Annotated in this window: 8 protein-coding genes; 6 read left to right on the top strand and 2 right to left on the bottom strand. The window is 65.4% G+C overall.

Annotation, left to right across the window (positions count from 1 at the left end; all coding sequences use genetic code 11):
• Window positions 1-94 precede the first annotated feature (94 nt).
• Window positions 95-2,191, bottom strand: coding sequence for a S9 family peptidase (locus Q0Y42_RS05225; RefSeq protein ID WP_297800927.1), 2,097 nt, complete (start codon window positions 2,189-2,191; stop codon window positions 95-97).
• A gap of 72 nt (window positions 2,192-2,263) precedes the next feature.
• The gene (locus Q0Y42_RS05220; protein WP_297800994.1) at window positions 2,264-4,360 is read right to left on the bottom strand and encodes a S9 family peptidase; all 2,097 of its coding nucleotides are present in this window, start codon (window positions 4,358-4,360) and stop codon (window positions 2,264-2,266) included.
• A 105-nt stretch (window positions 4,361-4,465) separates the two neighbouring features.
• Between Q0Y42_RS05220 and Q0Y42_RS05215 the strand changes: the two genes are divergently transcribed.
• The 6 genes from Q0Y42_RS05215 to addA form a co-directional block, all read left to right on the top strand.
• Window positions 4,466-5,305, top strand: coding sequence for a 1-acyl-sn-glycerol-3-phosphate acyltransferase (locus Q0Y42_RS05215; protein WP_297800925.1), 840 nt, complete (start codon window positions 4,466-4,468; stop codon window positions 5,303-5,305).
• Window positions 5,302-5,760: a tRNA (adenosine(37)-N6)-threonylcarbamoyltransferase complex ATPase subunit type 1 TsaE gene (gene tsaE, locus Q0Y42_RS05210; RefSeq protein ID WP_297800923.1), complete on the top strand. Its 459-nt coding sequence runs from the start codon at window positions 5,302-5,304 to the stop codon at window positions 5,758-5,760. The genes Q0Y42_RS05215 and tsaE overlap by 4 nt, the downstream gene beginning before the upstream one ends.
• Window positions 5,744-6,844, top strand: coding sequence for an N-acetylmuramate/N-acetylglucosamine kinase AmgK (gene amgK / locus Q0Y42_RS05205; protein ID WP_297800921.1), 1,101 nt, complete (start codon window positions 5,744-5,746; stop codon window positions 6,842-6,844). The genes tsaE and amgK overlap by 17 nt, the downstream gene beginning before the upstream one ends.
• Complete coding sequence (gene murU, locus Q0Y42_RS05200; protein ID WP_297800919.1) at window positions 6,841-7,548, top strand: N-acetylmuramate alpha-1-phosphate uridylyltransferase MurU; 708 nt, start codon at window positions 6,841-6,843, stop codon at window positions 7,546-7,548. Before amgK ends, murU begins: the two co-directional genes overlap by 4 nt.
• A gap of 5 nt (window positions 7,549-7,553) precedes the next feature.
• Window positions 7,554-10,616: a double-strand break repair protein AddB gene (addB, locus tag Q0Y42_RS05195; protein ID WP_297800917.1), complete on the top strand. Its 3,063-nt coding sequence runs from the start codon at window positions 7,554-7,556 to the stop codon at window positions 10,614-10,616.
• Between the two features lie 3 nt (window positions 10,617-10,619).
• Window positions 10,620-13,883: double-strand break repair helicase AddA (addA, locus tag Q0Y42_RS05190; RefSeq protein ID WP_297800915.1), on the top strand; the 3,264-nt coding region annotated here is incomplete at its 3' end.

Here is a 13,883-nt window from a genome sequence, read left to right as displayed (position 1 = left end):
TTTAGGAACGACGTTGCGCGGGGATGCAAGCGCCGCCCAAGAAAAAGGGCGCGCCCCTAAGGAACGCGCCCCGTTTCGGAAAGACCGGAAGGTCTTACTTGTTCAGGTGCTGGTCCAGCCAGCCGAACACTTCATTGTGCCATTGCATGGAGTTGGCCGGTTTGAGGACCCAATGGTTCTCGTCCGGGAACATCACAAAGCGGCTTTCGATGCCGCGACGCTGCAGGGCCGTGAAGGTCGACAGGGCCTGCGAGGTCGGGATACGGAAATCCTTGTCGCCCTGAATGACCAGCATCGGGGTCTTCCAGTTCTGGACATGGTTGACCGGATTGAAGCGCTGATAGCCTTCCGGGTTTTCCCACGGCGTGCCGCCGTATTCCCACTCGGTGAACCACAGCTCCTCGGTGCCATAGCCCATGCCCATGATGTCGAACACGCCATCATGGTTCACGAGGCATTTGAACGCGTCGGACCAGTTGCCAGCGATCCAGTTGATCATATAGCCGCCGTAGGAAGCCCCCAGCGCACAGGCGTTATCGCCATCGAGGAAGCCGTACTTCTGCTGCGCGAAGGCCCAGCCCTTTTGCAGGTCTTCCAGCGGACGGTCGCCCCAGTGCTGGCTGATGGCGTCGGTGAAGGCCTGACCGTAGCCGGTCGAACCGTGGAAATCGATCATGACCACGGCATAGCCTGCACCGGCATAGGTCTGCGGGTTCCAGCGATAGGACCAGCCGTTACCGAACGAGCCTTGCGGCCCGCCGTGGATCAGGAAGGCGACCGGATATTTCTGGCCTTCGACATAGTTGGCCGGCTTGATGACATAGCCGTGGACGGTTTCGTTGTTCCAGCCGGGGAAGCTGAACTGCTCGAAGGCACCGAACTGCTTGTTGTCCAGTTGCGGGTTCACATTGGTGATGCGGCGCGGCATTTCGCGGCCACGGAAGGACTTCACGAACAGCTCACTGGGGCGGTTCAGCGTATCGATCGACAGTACGAAACCGTCATTGGTCTGCTGGACCGCGCCGACGTGGCCTTCGCCGGTCAGGGCAACGACCGAACCGTTGCGGGTATCGATCTGGAACAGCTTGGTGTTACCAACGTCACCTGCCGTCACGAACAGGCTGTTGCCGTCCTTGGACCATTGCAGGCTGTCAGCCGAACGGTCCCAGTTGGCGGCGATCTGGCGGGTCTGGCCGGTGGCCACATCACGCAGGAAGATCGAATATTTGTCCGCCTCGAAGCCCGGACGCTCCATCGCGCGATAGGCCAGAGTCTGGCCATCCGGCGAGAAGACAGGACCGGTATCCCATGCCGGATTGCTCTCGGTCAGGTTGGTCAGTTGGCCCGGCGCGTCGACGGCGACCTGATAGAGGTCGAAATTGGTGCTCCACGGCTCGGAGTTTCCGGCATGGCGGGCCGAGAAAACCAGGCTGCGGCCATCGGGGGCAAAGGTGAACTCGCTCTCGTCACCGAACGGCTTGGACGGGGTGTCGCCGTCAAAGCCTTTGGTCACCCAGACAGGCTCGTGGGCATTGTCGCCCAGACCAATGACGAACAGGTGGTTCTGGGTGTGGTCATTCCAAGTATCCCAGTGGCGCACGAACATGCGGTCATAGACCTTGCCGGTCGATTTGCGCTCGGCCTCGGCAGCAGCGCGGGCGACCGAGGCGGCGAGGTTCTCGGCGTCCGGATAGACGGCCAGCGACACGGCCACGGCATCACCGGCATCGTTCACGCGATAAGCGTTCACATCGGTCGGCAGGTTGGTGACCTGCGTCGCGGTCTGGCCCCTGTCGGTCGAGATCCACACCTGCGACGAGCCCGAGCGCGACGACAGGAAGTAGAGCTGTCCGTCCTTGCCCCAGCGTGCGGTGTTGGCACCGCCCTCGCTGATCGGCAGGACGGTGGCTTGGCCCTCGCCCTTCAGCGACTGGATGTAGAGTTTGGAGCTGCGGCGGTTGGCGGCCACATCAGTCTGGGTAACCGAATAGACGACCCACTCACCATCCGGCGACACCTGCGGGTCACCCAGACGGTTGGCCGGGATCATGTCGTTATAGGTAAAGGCGTTACCGGCTTCAGCCGTCGCGGCCACCGCCGGGGCGGTCGCGGTATCGGCCAGAGCCGGAGCGGCTGCGGTCAGCAGGGCCACGGCGCTGAGGCCGCAGAGAAGATGGGACAGGCGGCGCATGGGCGCTCCCTCTTTTTGGGACAGTCAGGCTGAAAGGCCTAACACCCGATACGCCGCCCGCAAACCCTCAGATTAACGTGAGGGCTGGGTGTATTTGGCCGTCCAGTCGAGGATTTCCTGCTGCCAGTTCACCCACGCCTTCGGCTCAAGCACCCAGTGGTTGGCGTTCGGCACATGGACAAAGCGGCTGGGAATACCCTGACGTTGCAGGGCCGAGAAGGTGGCCAGCCCCTGTTCCATCGGCACACGGAAGTCGCGCGAACCGTGCAGGACCAGCATCGGCTTGTTCCAGTTGGCGACATAGGTTTCAGGGTTCTGGGCGTCATAGACCGCCTTGCGGTCCCATGTGCTGCCCTCGAACTCGTGGATGAAGGTGGCGATGTCCATCGCATTCATCAGCTGCGGCACATCGAACACGCCCGCGTGGTTGACGAGGCACTGCCACGGCTCGTTCCACTGGCCCGCGATCATATTGACCATATAGCCGCCGTAAGAGGCCCCCAGCGCACAGGCGCGGCTGCCGTCGATGAAGCTGTAACGCTCGAGGGCCGCTTCCCAGCCCTTGCGCAGGTCTTCCAGCGGGCGGGTGCCCCAGTTGGAGTTGATCGCGTCGGTGAAGGCCTGCCCATAGCCGGGCGAGCCATGGAAATTGATCATCACCACCGCATAGCCCGCGCCGGTATAGACCTGCGGGTTCCAGCGATAGGACCAGCTTTCGGTCCACGGCGACTTCGGACCGCCATGGATCATATAGATGGCCGGATATTTCTGGCCCTCGACATAGTTCACCGGCTTGAACACCCAGCCGTGGACCTGTTCACCGTTCCAGCCCGCGAAACGGATTTCTTCCGGTCGCGACGGACGGATAGAGGCCATCGCATCGGCATTATGGTACGTCAGCTGGCGCGCCTCATTGCCCTTCAGCACAAAGAGCTGGGTCGGGGCGGTATAGTTTTCCAGCGCATAGACCACCGTGCCGCCCACTTCGTCATAGGCGCTAACGGTGCCGATATCGGTCAGGGCGCGCACGTCGCCGGTGCGGGCGTCGATCTCGAACAGGCGCTGCTGGCCCTGATCGGCGGCCACCGCATAAAGCGCCCGTCCATCCGAGCGCCACGTCAGGTCACCGGGGCCGCGATCCCAGTGGGTCAGGGCGCGCGCGCCCGATCCATCGGCATTACCCAGCATGACCACAGCCTGATCCCCGCCGACGTTCTCACGCGGGCTGGCCAGCCATGCGAGACGGCGGCCATCGGGCGACAGAACCGGATTGCTGTCCGGTCCGGTATGGCCGGAAGTCAGATTGACCGGAGCGCCGCCTGCCAGCGGAATACGGTAAAGGTCGTTGTTGTTGGTGAAGGCGTTGCGGTCACCCAGAAGCTTGGTCGAAACCAGAATGGCCCCGTCGCGGGTAAACTCGATCCCACCCACGCCAAAGTCGGCCTCCAGCCCTTGGGTCAGGCTGCGGGCCGATCCCTCGGCCAGACCCGATGTATTCAGCGGCTGAACCCACAGGTGGGACTTCTTGCCATCGTGCCAGCGGTCGAACACGCGCAGGGGCATCTGGTCATAGGCGGTCTGGGTGGCCTTGGCGGCTGCATCGCTGCGCGTCTTGGTGCATTCCAGCGTCTCGCAGTCGGCAAAGACCGACACGCCCAGCACCAGCGAGCGACCATCCGGCGCGATCCGGAAACCCGAGACACCGACCGGCAGGCTGGTCACCTGTGCGGCGGCATGACCTTCGGCATCGGTGCGCCAGACCTGATTGGAGCCACCACGTGACGAGGTAAAATAGATGGCGCGACCATCCGGTGCCCACTGGGCGTTCGATGCCCCGCCTTCGGAAACTGTCAGGCGGCGCGGCTCACCCGTACCATCGACATTGGCGATCCAGAGCGAGGACGAGGACTTGTTGGCGTCATAGTCCACACTGGACACCGCATAGACGACGCGCTTGCCATCGGGCGACAGGACCGGCGCGGATACACGCTCCATCGAGGCCAAGGTTTGCAGGCCCAGCCCGCCCTCCAGCGTATGTTCGGTCTTGGCCGGTTGGCTGGCGGCTGCCGGAGCAGCCGTTTCCGAAGCCCCCGCTTCCTGAGCCCAAACCGGAGCCGCCGTCGCCATCAAGGCGACCGCCGCCGTTGCCATCATCCAGTGTGCACGCATCACGCCTGCTCCCCCTTCCCAGAAAAATACTGGCGACCTGCATAGCAGTTTGCGCGGTCACGCCAAGGCGCTTGCCCGCCGCACCGTGACAGGCGAGAACAGGACATGGCTTCCTCGCCCCTCCACATCGTCGATGTCCTGATCGCGGAGCGCGCGCCGCGTCTGACGCGCTCGGTCTTCTGGCCAGTGGTGCGACCGGCCCTTTATGGCGTGCTGGGCTACCCCAAGGCCGTGGCCATGGCCGATGCCGTCAGAGACCTCAGCGGTGCCGACGCTTTTCAATATGTGTCAGACCTGTTGAAGCTGAAGGTCGAGACGACGGGTCTGGAAAACCTTCCCGCCAAGGGGCGGTGCGTCATTGTCTGCAACCACCCGACGGGGATCGCTGACGGCGTCGCCATGTACGATGCGGTGCGGCAGGTGCGCGATGACGCCATCTTCTTTGCCAATGCCGATGCCCTGCGGGTCGCGCCGCGACTGGATGAAACCATCATTCCGGTGGAGTGGGTCCACGCCAAGCGCACCCGCGAAAAGACCCGCCACACCCTGAACGCCGCCAAACAGGCCTTTGCCGAGGAACGCTGCATCGTCATGTTCCCCGCAGGGAGGCTTGCACGGGCGGAGAACGGCGTCCTGACCGATCCGCCGTGGGAAAGCTCGGCGGCGTCGCTGGCCCGCAAATACAATGCGCCCGTCGTGCCCGTACGGATGACAGGGCCGACCAGCAAGCTGTTCCACACCTTCGACCGCTTTTCCGAAGAGCTGCGCGACGTCACTCTTTTCCACGAACTGCTGAACAAGGAAGGCCGGACCTTCGGCTTGACCTTCGCCAAACCCGTATCACCCGACCAACTGCCGGTTGACGCCGATGCCGCAACCGATCAGCTAAAGACCTATATCGAGCGGCATCTGGCCGCGCGTCCGGACGCCCCGTTCCCTGAATGAAACTGCATCTCGCCGACGCCGAGGCGACCACCCGCCTTGGCCAGACCCTTGCCCCCCTTCTTGAAGCCGGAGACAGCATCCTGCTCTACGGCCCGCTGGGCATGGGCAAGTCCACCCTTGCACGCGGACTGATCCGCGCCCTGACCCGTCCGGACGAGGATGTGCCCAGCCCTACCTTCACCCTCGTGCAGTTCTACGAGAGCGATCCGGCGGTGGCGCATTTCGACCTCTACCGCCTGAGCGATCCCGAAGAGGCGTGGGAGATCGGACTGGACGAGGCGCTGGACGAAGGCTGTGCCATCATCGAATGGCCGGAACGTCTGGGCGATGACCCGTCGCGTTTCCTCGGCCCCGACATTTTGACGATTACCCTCGAAGAAGAGGGCCAGTCCCGCCTTGCGACCGTTTCTGGCGCAGGCCGCTGGGAAGGTAAGATCAATGACCTCCAACTCTGAGCGCGAAACCCTGAAGCTGGCCGTGCTGGAAAAGGCAGGCCTTGCTGATGCCGAACGGCACCCGCTGCCGGGTGATGCCTCGACCCGCCGCTATGAGCGCATTGTCGCGCCCGATGGCCGCCGCTTCATGCTGATGGACCAGCCGCTCGCCGCCGAGAGCCAGCCATGCGATCCGGCTTGGAGTGCCGATGAGCGCCATGCACAGGGCTGGAATGCCGTCGCGCGCCTGTCGGCCGGCCGCATCGAAGCCTTCGCCGCCGTCGCCGCGCATCTGAACGCTCTGGGTCTGTCGGCACCCGCCATTCCGGCGCTCGATGCCGCCAATGGTCTGGCCCTGCTGGAGGATTTCGGTGACGACCTGTTCGCCCGCGTGATCGAACAGGGCATGATTGAGCGCCCGCTCTACCTTGCCGCCATCGAGGCACTGGCCAAGCTGCACGATGCAGGCACCCCGCCTTCGGTCCTGAACGGTCCGGCGGGTCCGTGGCCGATGCTGGTTTATGACGAGGTAGCGCTTCAGGGCGGGGCTGACCTGTTCGTGGAATGGCTGCCGAAATACGACAGCCGCGTCAGCTTTGACGAGGCCGCCATCACCGCATGGCGCGAGGCATGGGCTCCGGTCGTGAAGTCGGGGGCCGAAGGGGCATCTGTCATGGCGCACCGCGACTATCACGCCGAGAACCTGATCTGGCTGGCGGACCGCAAAGGTGCCGCCCGCGTCGGCATGATCGACTTCCAGGATGCCGTGATCGCCCATCCCAGCTGGGACCTGCATTCCCTGCTTCAGGACGCCCGCCGCGATGTGTCGCCGGAGCTGGAGGCCGAGGCGCTGGACCACTATTTCGCCCTGCGCCCCGACGTGGACCGTGCGGCCTTCATGGCCGACTATGCGGGCCTCGCCGCGCTGAACGAGGCGCGGATCATCGGCATCTTCGCCCGACTGATCGCGCGTGACGGCAAGCCGCGCTATGCCCAGTTCCTGCCGCGCATGTGGGCGCATCTGAACCGCAACCTCGAACAGCCGGCACTGGCCACGGTCGCCGCATGGTTCGATAGATATGTTCCGGCGGAGGTGCGCCAATGACGGCTCCTAAAACCGCAATGGTGCTGGCCGCAGGGCTGGGTACCCGTATGCGTCCGCTGACCAATGACCGCCCCAAGGCGCTGGTCGAGGTCCATGGTCGCGCCCTGATCGACCATGTGCTGGACCGTCTGGTCGCGGCGGGGGTGGAGACCGCGGTCGTCAACGTCCACTGGTTCGCGGACCGTCTGGAGCAGCATCTGGCCAAGCGTGATGACGTCCGCATTATCATCTCGGACGAACGTGCCGAACTGCTGGAAACGGGCGGCGGCCTGAAGAAGGCCAAGCCCCTGCTGGGCGATGATCCGGTGTTCGTCGCCAATATCGACAGCGTGTGGATCGACCGTGGCGATGCGCTGGGTGATCTGGTGCGTCTGTGGAATCCCGAGATGATGGATGCCGCCCTGCTGCTGGCCCGCCGCGAAGGCTCCATCGGCTTTGAGGGCGATGGAGATTTCTCGGTCGCGGACGATGGTCGCCTGACCTTCCGTGGCGATCGTCCATCCGTGCCGTTTGCCTATATGGGCGTGCACATCACCCGCCCGTCCTATGCCGATCAGGGACCGGACGGTGCCTTCTCGCTCAGCCCACTTTGGCGTGCCTCGGCGCAGGAAGGACGGCTGTACGGGACGGTCATGGACGGCGACTGGATGCACGTCGGTGACCCGCAGGCCCGCGACGAGGCCGAGCTGAAACTTAAAGGATAGGGATAATGGGCGAGGGGGTATTTGATCCGTTTTCCGGCGGTACGCCGCGCTGGTACACCATCGCGGCCCATCGTCCGTTTCTGGAAGATCTGGCGGCAGGGGTCCTGAGCTGGCTGGGCGGTCGCCCGCCCGAAGAGCTGTCGGATGCCACCATCCTCTTGCCCAACCGCCGCGCCGCGCGGGCCTTTACCGCCGCCCTGTCGAAGCTGTCGGGCGACAAGCCGGTCCTGCTGCCCCAGGTCAGGCCGCTGGGTGACCTCGAGGATGACGAGCCGCCGTTCACGCCCGGTGCCCTGGGCATGGACCTGGCGCCTGCCATCCCGTCACTGACCCGCCGGTTCGAGCTGGCGCGGATGATCGTTGAATCCTACGATCCCTCTCTGACGCCGGTGCAAGCACTGGACATGGCCGATGCCCTCGGTCGGTTCCTGGATTCCTGCCAGCTTGAAGAGGTGCAGGACCCGAGCGTCATCGGCAGTTTGGTCGATGGCGACATGGCCGTGCACTGGCAGAAATCGGCAAAATTCCTGTCCATCGGGGTCGAGCAATGGCCCAGACGCCTCGAGGAACTGGGTCTGGTCGATCCGGCATGGCGCCGTGCCAAGCTGTTGCGCCGTCTGGCCGAACACTGGAGCGAAAGCCCGCCGCAAAATCCGGTCATTGTCGCCGGTTCGACCGGCACCGTCCCCGCTGCCGCCGATGTGCTCGGGGCCGTGGCCCGTGCGCCGATGGGGTGTGTGGTTCTGCCCGGTCTGGACTTCCATCTCGAAGAAAAGGTCTGGCAACAGATCGACGCCGACAATGAACAACACCCCCAGCGCGCCCTGAAGCGCCTTCTGGAACGGCACGACATCGCCCGCGAGGCCGTGCGCCCATGGTTCCGCCCGGCTCTGACCGCCGAGGCCGAACGCAAGGGGCAGGCCCGCCAGCGCCTGCTCAACGAAGCCCTGCGTCCCGCCGATGCCACGGGTGACTGGCGCCAGGCCATTGACGACATCCGCGCCGCCGCCGGAACCGATCATGATCCGATCGCCGAGGGTACCCACGGTCTCAAGACCCTGACGCTCAAGCACGAGGAAGAGGCGGCTGCCGCCATCGCGCTGATGATGCGCCAGACGCTGGAAACGCCCGGCAAGACCTGCGCCCTCGTCACGCCCGATCAGGCGCTGGGCCGCCGCGTCCAGGCCCGTCTGCAACGCTGGGGCATTGTCGCCGACGCCTCGGCGGGTGAGCCACTGAACCGCATGCCCGCCGGCATATTGATGGGGCTTTGCGCCCGCTGGATGGTGGAGCCGGTCAATCCGCAGACCCTGCTGGGCATCCTCAAACACCCGCTCACGGTCATGGGTGACGCGACCACGCCGCAAAATGTGCGCGAGCTGGAACGCTACGGTCTGCGCACCTCTGCCCATGCCAGCTTTGCGGCCCTGAGACAGCATCTGGATCGAGCCCTTGACCGCTCCGGCCTGTCGGACGAGGCCCGCGCCGCCATTGTCGAGCGCAATGGACGGCTGAACGGTTTCATCGACACTCTGGAAGCCTTGATCGGACAGGCGAAGGCCGATTTCGATGACGAGGGCATGGTCGCGCTCAATCTCGCCGCCGAGGGGCTGACCCGGCTGATGGAGGCTCTGGCGGGCCAGCAGGCCTGGGCCGGACCGGACGGGGAACAGGCCGCCGCCATCCTGACCGGACTGATCGGCGGCGGGGCGGCTCTGGGCCGGATCGATGCCACCCAGTTTTCCGAGCTGGTCGACAGCCTGCTGGCCGAAACCGTCGTGCGTACCGGCGGAGCCACCCACCCGTCCTTGCGGATTCTGGGGGCCATCGAGGCCCGTCTGGTCCGCGCCGACCTGATGATCCTGGCCGGACTGGAAGAAGGCATCTGGCCACAGGGCGCGCCGGTCGATCCCTTCCTGTCACGCCCAATGCGCGCCAAGCTGGGCCTGCCCCCACCCGAGCGTCGCATCGGCCAGAGCGCGCAGGACTTTGTCCAGGCCGCCTGCTCGGACGAGGCCATCCTCGTCCACTGCGAGCGCCGTGGCGGCCAGCCCGCTGTCGCCTCGCGCTGGCTGTGGCGTCTCGAAATGCTGACCTCGGGGGCCAATAACGAGTCCCATCCGGTGAAGCTGGAGCCGCTGGGCGACATCACCGAATGGACGCGGGCCATGGATGCGCCCCTGACGGCCACACCACAGTATGCCCGTCGACCGGCCCCCACACCGCCCGTCGACCGACGCCCGCGCGAGCTGCCGGTGACCAGTATCGAACGCTGGGTGCGCGACCCCTATGCCCTGTATGCCGAGCGCATTCTGGGCCTGCGGAAGCTGGACCGACCGGGCGAGCCCGCCGAGGCCCTGAAGCGAGGCACGGCCATCCACGCCGCCATCGAGCGCATGACCAAGACCTGGCCGCGCGAGCTTCCCGAGGATCTGGAAGCGCAACTGGCCGACCTTATCCAGGAAGAGCTGCGTCAACAGGGCTTCAACGAAGCGGCCATGGCGCGCGAAGTGCCCCTCAGTCACCGCATGGCACAGTTCCTTGGCCATTTCGAGCGCACCCGTCGCCAGCGCGGCATCGTCATTCTGGTCGAACAGAGCGGACGGCTGACCTTCGATGCCCCAGGCGGCCCCTTCACCGTCACCGCCAAGGCCGACCGCATCGAGCGGTGCCACGGCGAAGCCTCGGTAATCGACTTCAAGACGGGCACCCCTCCCTCGGCTACCCAGGTCAGGACAGGCTTTGCGCCGCAGCTTCCGCTGACCGCCGCCATCCTGGCCGGGGGTGGCTTCGACATTGCTGCCACGCCCGACCAGCTGCTCTATGTCCGCGTTGGCGGTGGCAAGGGCGGTGAGGAGAAGGACGTCTCCAAGCCCGCAGCCGCCACCCTGGCCTCGGACGAACTGGACCGTCTCAAGGAAGCCGTCGCCCTTTATGACGAGGAGGCCAAGGCCTATCCGTCATGGGAAGCGCCCCAGTACATGGGCAATTTCGGCGGAAACTACGATCATCTGGCCCGGGTGTGGGAATGGTTCGTCGTCGGCGGCGAGAACGGTGAGGAGGCATAGGCCATGAGCGCGATTTCCCTGTCACCGGTCGAACAGGCCCGACGCAACCAGACAACTGCCGCCGATCCGCGCCTGTCCATTTTCGTGCGGGCCAATGCCGGCTCGGGCAAGACGACCACCCTGGTCGCGCGCGTGGCCCGTCTGCTGCTGCAACGTGTGGCCCCGGGCGAGATCCTGTGCGTGACCTATACCAAGGCCGCCGCGGCCGAGATGCAGTCACGCCTGTTCCAGAAGCTGGGCGAATGGGCCGTAGCCAGTGACGCGGCCCTGCGCCAGTCGCTGTCCGAACTGGACAACAGCGACCCGAACGCCCTGACCGAACAGGACCTGTCCGACGCCCGTCGCCTGTTCGCCCGCGCGCTGGAGACCCCCGGCGGGCTGAAGATCCAGACCATCCACGCCTTTTGCGAAAAGCTGCTGCGGCGCTTCCCCATCGAGGCTGGCGTCACCCCCGGCTTCGAAGTTCTGGAGGACCAGGCTGCCGAGGCGCTTTCACGTGATGCGCGAAAGGTTCTGGCCCAGTACGCCCTGCGCAATGCCGACAGCGAGGTCGGTCGCGCCTATGCCCATTTCGCCGTCAATCTGGACTTCAAGAGCTTCAACAGCCTGCTGGGCGCCATCGAGGCCCGCCGCAACGAGCTGAAGGCCTGTGAGGAGGCCCGTCACACCGACCACACCCTGGCCCCGTGGCACATCGTCGGTCTGGAAGCCGACCTGTCGCCGCAGGATGTCGAGGCCGAATTCCTGAACCGGATCGACCCGGCGGAATGGCGGCGCATGGCCGATCTTCAGGAAACCGGCGGTGGGGCCAATGACATCAAGATGGCCGAGCGCATGCGCGCGGCCGTGCCGCCCGACACCGCCCTGTCGGCGATGTACAGCATCTTCTATGACACCAAGGGCCAGATCCGTAAAAAGTTCGGCGGGGCCAAAGTCGCCGCAGAGGCCAAGCTCTATCTGGAAAACCTGGCTATCGCCTATGAGGCTGCCCTCGGTCGCCTTCGGGCCGCGCGCGTCGCCCAGAACACCCACTATCTCCTCGAACTGGCCAAGGTACACGCCTTCATCTACGAACAGGCCAAGAGCGCTGTCGGCGGGCTGGACTTCACGGATCTGGTCGGCAAGACGCTGGACCTGCTGGTCCACCGTACCGATGCCGCCTGGGTGCTGTTCAAGCTCGATGGCGGCATCGAACACATTCTGATCGACGAGGCGCAGGATACGGCCCCCGAGCAGTGGGACATCATGCGCGCCCTCACCGACAGCTTCTATGCGGGCGAAGGGGTGGAGCGTGATCGCGCCATCGCCCGCTCGGTCTTTGCCGTGGGGGACGAGAAACAGTCCATCTACTCCTTCCAGGGCGCACGCCCCGAGCGGCTGCTGCAGGAAAGCCAGCGCTACAGCGCTCATGCCCACGCCGTCGGGGCCGATTTCCGCAATGTCGATCTGGGCACCTCCTTCCGCTCGACGCCCGATGTGCTGTCCTTCGTCGACCGCGTATTCAATGATCCTGAGCGTGCCCGCGCCCTCAATGGCGACGAAGGCGACACCATCACCCACGAGGCCGCCCGTCAGGGGCAGCGCGGTCTGGTCGAGATCTGGCCGCTGTTCCGTGATCCGCCCACGGAAGAGAAGAAGCCGTGGACGGCCCCTGTCGATCAGGAGAGTGAGGCCAGCGCCAACAAGCAGCTGGCCCGCGCCCTGGCCCGCGAGATCCGCGAACAGGTGGCCAATGCAGCCCCCGTATATAACCGTGACGGCACGACCCGTGGCGCGACCTATGGCGACTATCTGATCCTGGTGCGCCGTCGTAAGGCCTTGTTCGAGGAAATCATCCGCGCCCTCAAGATGGAGGGCGTGCCCGTGGCCGGGGCCGACCGGCTGAAGCTGAACGAGCATATCGTCTATGACGACATGCTGGCGCTCGGCCGGTTTGCCCAGTTCCCGGACGACGACCTGTCGCTGGCAGAAATCCTGCGCAGCCCCTTCTGCCGCATCCCCGATTTCGGCGCGGACCACGACCTGTTCCATCTGGCCGATGCGAAAACGCGCGAGGGCCGCAAGCTGTGGCGCGTATTGCGCGAGCGCCGCAGCGAGCATCCCCAGTGGGAAGAGGCCGCCAGCTTCCTGGAGACCCTGCTGGCCGTGCGCGACGGCGATCCCTTCACCTTCTTCACTACGGCACTGAATCACCTGTTCGCGGATGGTCGCTCGGGTCGTGCCCGCATCCTCGACCGTCTGGGACGTGAGACCGAAGAGGCTCTTGACGAGACCCTGAACCAGATCCTGGCCGCCGAGGAGCGCGGCGGGCGCGATCTGGAAAGCTGCCTCCACCAGCTCGAACAGAGCGCCGTCGAGGTCAAGCGCGAGATGGAAGGGGCCCGCAATGAGGTGCGGGTGATGACCGTCCACGGCTCAAAGGGTCTGGAAGCCCCCATCGTCATTCTTCCCGACACCACATCGCCGGTGAAGGGCATGGGCCTGCCGCTGATCGCCAGGGAAAAGGACAACACCGTCCAGTGGCTGTTCTGCCCGACCTCTGCCAAGGAGGACTGCCCCGCCTCCGCCGAGTTCCGAGAAATGCGCGAGGCCCGCGCGCGCGAGGAGGGCCTGCGCCTGCTCTATGTGGCCCTGACCCGCGCCAAGGATCGCGTCATCATCATGGGCCGCGCGCTCAAGACCGATGCCGCCATGCAGGGCAGCTGGTGGCAGATCCTCGACGAGACCTTCACGGCAGCGGTCGACAGCGGCCTGGCCAAGGAGGGTGAGGACGGACGGCGCTATTACGGGCAGATGCCCCCGCCCGCCGACAAGGCCGCGCCGGCAGACAAGACCGAGGCCGCGATCCTGCCCGACTGGGCGCATTCACGCCCTGCCGCGGACATGTCGGCCCGTTTTGCGGCCCCCTCCCGCATGGAGGACGGCAAGACGGTCAAACGTATTCCCGCCCCCTCGCCGCTGGCGACCGCCCCGACTGGCGGGGCCGCGCTGGGCCGTTTCCGCAGGGGTGACCTGATCCACCGCCTGCTGGAGCGCCTGCCCGATATCGCACCGGCGATGCGCCGGACCCTGGCAGTGAAGATGCTGTCCAAGGAAGTCGATCTGGACGATGAACAGCGCGCCGAGATGATCGAGGCAGCCTTCAGCGTGCTGGACGATGCCCGCTTTGCGCCGGTGTTCGGCCCCGGCTCCCGCGCCGAGGTGGCCCTGACCGGCACGGCCCCGGAACTGCCCGCCGGGGTGAAGATCAATGGCCAGATCGACCGT

Origin of the sequence: uncultured Brevundimonas sp. (assembly GCF_947305955.1) — a bacterium.
Taxonomy (GTDB): Bacteria; Pseudomonadota; Alphaproteobacteria; order Caulobacterales; family Caulobacteraceae; genus Brevundimonas.
This window is presented reverse-complemented; position numbering and strand designations above follow the sequence as displayed.

Coding starts and splice junctions, on each gene's coding strand:
- amgK (WP_297800921.1), top strand. CDS start 5,744: ATGACCTCCAACTCTGAGCGCGAAACCCTGAAGCTGGCCGTGCTGGAA.
- addB (WP_297800917.1), top strand. CDS start 7,554: ATGGGCGAGGGGGTATTTGATCCGTTTTCCGGCGGTACGCCGCGCTGG.
- Q0Y42_RS05215 (WP_297800925.1), top strand. CDS start 4,466: ATGGCTTCCTCGCCCCTCCACATCGTCGATGTCCTGATCGCGGAGCGC.
- Q0Y42_RS05220 (WP_297800994.1), bottom strand. CDS start 4,360: ATGCGTGCACACTGGATGATGGCAACGGCGGCGGTCGCCTTGATGGCG.
- murU (WP_297800919.1), top strand. CDS start 6,841: ATGACGGCTCCTAAAACCGCAATGGTGCTGGCCGCAGGGCTGGGTACC.
- tsaE (WP_297800923.1), top strand. CDS start 5,302: ATGAAACTGCATCTCGCCGACGCCGAGGCGACCACCCGCCTTGGCCAG.
- Q0Y42_RS05225 (WP_297800927.1), bottom strand. CDS start 2,191: ATGCGCCGCCTGTCCCATCTTCTCTGCGGCCTCAGCGCCGTGGCCCTG.